The sequence below is a fragment of the Candidatus Acidiferrales bacterium genome (assembly GCA_035934015.1).
Lineage (GTDB): Bacteria > Acidobacteriota > Terriglobia > Acidiferrales > UBA7541 > DAHUXN01.
This window is the reverse complement of record DASYYH010000022.1, coordinates 1-3,395: the sequence shown is the minus strand read 5'-3', so window position 1 is coordinate 3,395 and position 3,395 is coordinate 1. Positions and strand designations below refer to the sequence as shown.

The following is a 3,395-nucleotide window of genomic DNA, read 5'->3' as shown; positions in this document are numbered from 1 at the left end:
AGATGGGTGGTCGTGGTCTTGCCGTTAGTTCCCGTTACTCCGACGAGGCGCAGCGCGTCCGCGGGATGCCGGTAGAAATTCGCGCTTGCGGTTGCAAGAACTCGCCGCTGCGCTTCGGGCAGGATCTGGATCCACGCACTGTCCGGATTCACGGCGGAATCGCGCGGCGATTCGCTGGCAACAGCTACCACGCCGCGATTCAAGGCGTCGGCGATGAATTTATTTCCGTCATCTTTTTCGCCTTTCAGAGCGAAAAAGAGCGAATCCGCGGTAACTTTGCGGCTATCGTAAACGATTGCGCTCACATCGACGTCCGTGCGCGCGCTGATCGAGGCGATTTCCGCGCCATTGAATAGTTCGGAGATTTTCATTCCACGCTCAGCCAATCCCGTTCCGCCAGCATAATCTTTCGAAGACTCCATTTGAGACGCACGGTTTCGCATTCGACCCTCACCATCGCGTTCCGGGCCGGGAAGCGGCGGAATCGCCGCCCTGCGAAAAGTGAACGGTTACCTTTGTTCCCGGGAGCACATGGGTACCTGCATCCGGAGTCTGATCCGTTGCAATCCCGTCGCCAATCAAGATGGGCATCAAGCCGAGGTGCGAGCAAGATTCGGTTACGCCGCGCACCGTTTGCCCGACGAGCTTGGGGACTATCACTGCCTGGCCCTCGGCAAGGGCGACGGTGGTCGATTCCGGTACAGTGGCGCCCAACATTTTCCGCGGCGGATTATCCAATTGACGGGAAGCCCGGCGCTTTGCGGCCAACGCCTGTCCGGGGAGCATCAGTCCTTTCTTTCGAAGAGCCGCCATTTCGAGCGCCGGGGGCTCTGGCATGTCGTGGGGCACATTCAAGTAGGCCAGGGTCTGCTCGGCCACTTCTTTAAATATTGGCCCAGCAGTAGGTCCTCCTTCCTGTCCATTTTCGGGCGAGTCAAGATTCACCAGAATGGTCACGACAGGATTGTTTAGAGGGGCGAAACCGATGAAGGAGTCCTCGTAGGCCCTCTTCGCGTACCGACCCGTTGCCGGATCGATTTTCTGCGCCGTGCCGGTCTTGCCAGCAGCGGTATAACCAAGAGGCTGAGCAAATCCCTTCCCGGTCCCCTGCAGAATTACCTGCTCCATCATTTCGCGCATGGTGGCCGCGGTTCTTTCATCAATCACGCGCCGTGGATCGGGCTGGCCCTGCAACATGACTTCGCCACCGCGCACGACTTTGCGGATGACCTGAGGGCTTCGCAGGAGGCCGCCATTCGCGATAGCCGATTCGGCGGAAATCATCTGCACCGGCGTGACGCTGAGCTCCTGCCCAATGGCGGTGTAGCCTATGGAGGTGGCGGTCCAGTCATCGAGGGGGCGCAGGAGGCCGCGGTTCTCTCCCGGCAACTTGATTCCCGTTGGCTGTCCGAAGCCGAAGCTGCGTATGTATTCGTAATACTTCGGCGCGCCGAGGCGCAGCGCGATTTTGATTGAGCCCACGTCGCTTGAGAAGGCGAGGATTTGTTCCACGGAAAGCAAACCGTAAGCCTTGTGGTCGTGTATCAGCCGGCCCGCGACAACAATCGATCCCATCTGGCAATCCACGAGTTCGCTGGGGCGGGCTACACCTTCTTCGATGGCGGCTGAGAGCAAAATGGTTTTGAATATCGAACCGGGTTCGTACGCGTCGGCGACGGCGCGCTCGACGCGGTCCTCGGGACGGTAATTTCCCGCATCGTTGGGATCAAACGTGGGCCAATCAGCGACCGCCAGCAGTTCTCCCGTGTTTGGATCTTGCACGACAACGGAGCCGCCTTTGGCGTGAGTACGCGCAATGCCAGAGGCGAGAGCCTTTTCGGCGATGAATTGAATTGTCTGGTCGATCGTAAGGACGACATTGTCTCCCTTGTCCGCCGAGTTCTCGCTGCGGTCAAACCACCGCTGGCGGGCATCGGCCATAACGAGCATGCGGCTCGGTTTTCCTCGGACCAGTTTGTCAAGGGAGTATTCGACGCCGCCGAGACCGTGTTCGTCCACGTCCACGTAACCCAGAACGCTGGCAGCAAGGTCGTGCTCGGGGTAGAAGCGCTTGTTCTCTTTCTGGAAGTAGATGCCGCGCAGATTCAGGGCTTCGATGCGCGCCCGCTGCTGGGGAGTGATCTTCCGCGCGATCCACGCGAACGAGCGCGAGGACTTCAGATGCTCCTCAATTTCGTCTTCGGATTTATTGAGAATGCGCGAAAGCAGCCGCGCAACCATTTCCGGATCTGAGATTTCATCCGGATCAGCAAAACAGGAATCAACAGGGATGCTCATGGCCAGTTCGCGGCCATTCCGGTCGTAAATTACGCCGCGAGTGGGGCTGATTTCGATGATGCGTTCCTGCTGACGGTTTGCGCGGGTCAGGTATTCCTGATAGCTGAAGAGCTGAAGATAAGTGAGGCGGGCCAGAACGGCGCCCATCCACACGACCGCAAAGCAGAAAATCAGCAAAAAACGGAAACGGGGACCGCGTTGCTCCATGGGCTCCGGCCTGCGTCCGGTGCAGATTTCATCTCACAATGCCTCGGCCCGCTGCACGACCCCGATGCCTGGCGGCCTCATGCGCCCCGGCAGGGCGCTTCACCGAATCCTGAAGCCTCATCACGGCCGCGATGTCTGTGCCGCCTTCACGAGCGCGGGAACGCGCGCCTGCGCCAGATAAGAATTGCGCGAAAGATCCGCCGGGACGTATTGCGCCGGAACGGAAACCGTCATCCCAAGCTGCTGGCGAGCAATGGCATCAATCCGCATGGGCGAACTGAGCGACGCCGCCTCCAGATGCAGCTGCTGGTTCAGTTCGACGGCTTGCGCGTGCCGCGCCTGGACGTCTTCGAGTTGGTAGCGAAGCTGGATATCCTGGAAATGCTGCCAGGCATAAATCAGGCAGAAACTCGCGAGCACTGCCGCCCAGAATACGCGCCGCGCACAATCCCGTACGCGCCGAGGCGCAGCCTGCCGAACCAGCCGTGAATTATCAATGCGCTTCCTGGTGTGATATTCCGTCATGCTATCTCCGTTGCCCGCCACGCCGGGTTCCCGGGCGCCCGTTTTTCGATGACCCGTAATTTCGCGCTGCGCGCACGCGGATTCGATCGAATTTCCGTTTCATCGGGCTGGAGCACTTTTTTGGTGAGGATCGCGAATTCGCCGGTCCGCGCCAACTGCTGAAAGGCGCGCTTGACCATGCGATCTTCCAGCGAGTGATAGCTCAACATCGCCCATCTCGCTTGCGAAGCTAAAGTGGCGGGGGTCCGACTGAGAAACTGCCCGAGTTCCTCCAACTCTCGATTCACCGCTATCCGCAGCGCCAGAAACGTTTTTGTCGCGGGATGCAGTCTCTGCCTTCCCCTTGCTTTTCGGGCCCCTGCCAC

General features: G+C 59.5%; 4 protein-coding genes. All 4 read right to left on the bottom strand.

Going from position 1 to position 3,395, the window contains the following annotated elements; genetic code table 11:
* On the bottom strand, positions 1 to 371 hold a 371-nt coding region (locus VGR81_10780), incomplete at its 3' end, for a Mur ligase domain-containing protein (protein ID HEV2289426.1).
* Positions 372 to 450: 79 nt separating this feature from the next.
* On the bottom strand, positions 451 to 2,505 hold the full coding sequence (locus tag VGR81_10775) for a penicillin-binding transpeptidase domain-containing protein (protein HEV2289425.1): 2,055 nt from the start codon (positions 2,503 to 2,505) through the stop codon (positions 451 to 453).
* Between the two features lie 120 nt (positions 2,506 to 2,625).
* Entirely contained in the window at positions 2,626 to 3,030 is a 405-nt protein-coding gene (ftsL, locus tag VGR81_10770) for a cell division protein FtsL (protein ID HEV2289424.1), read from the bottom strand.
* Positions 3,027 to 3,395, bottom strand: a 369-nt coding sequence (gene mraW, locus VGR81_10765; GenBank protein ID HEV2289423.1) for a 16S rRNA (cytosine(1402)-N(4))-methyltransferase, incomplete at its 5' end; no start/stop codon positions are given. The genes mraW and ftsL, both read right to left, overlap by 4 nt.

What these genes read in the sequence shown, in the direction of transcription:
- ftsL (HEV2289424.1), bottom strand. Translation starts at nt 3,030, where the DNA reads ATGACGGAATATCACACCAGGAAGCGCATTGATAATTCACGGCTGGTT.
- VGR81_10775 (HEV2289425.1), bottom strand. Translation starts at nt 2,505, where the DNA reads ATGGAGCAACGCGGTCCCCGTTTCCGTTTTTTGCTGATTTTCTGCTTT.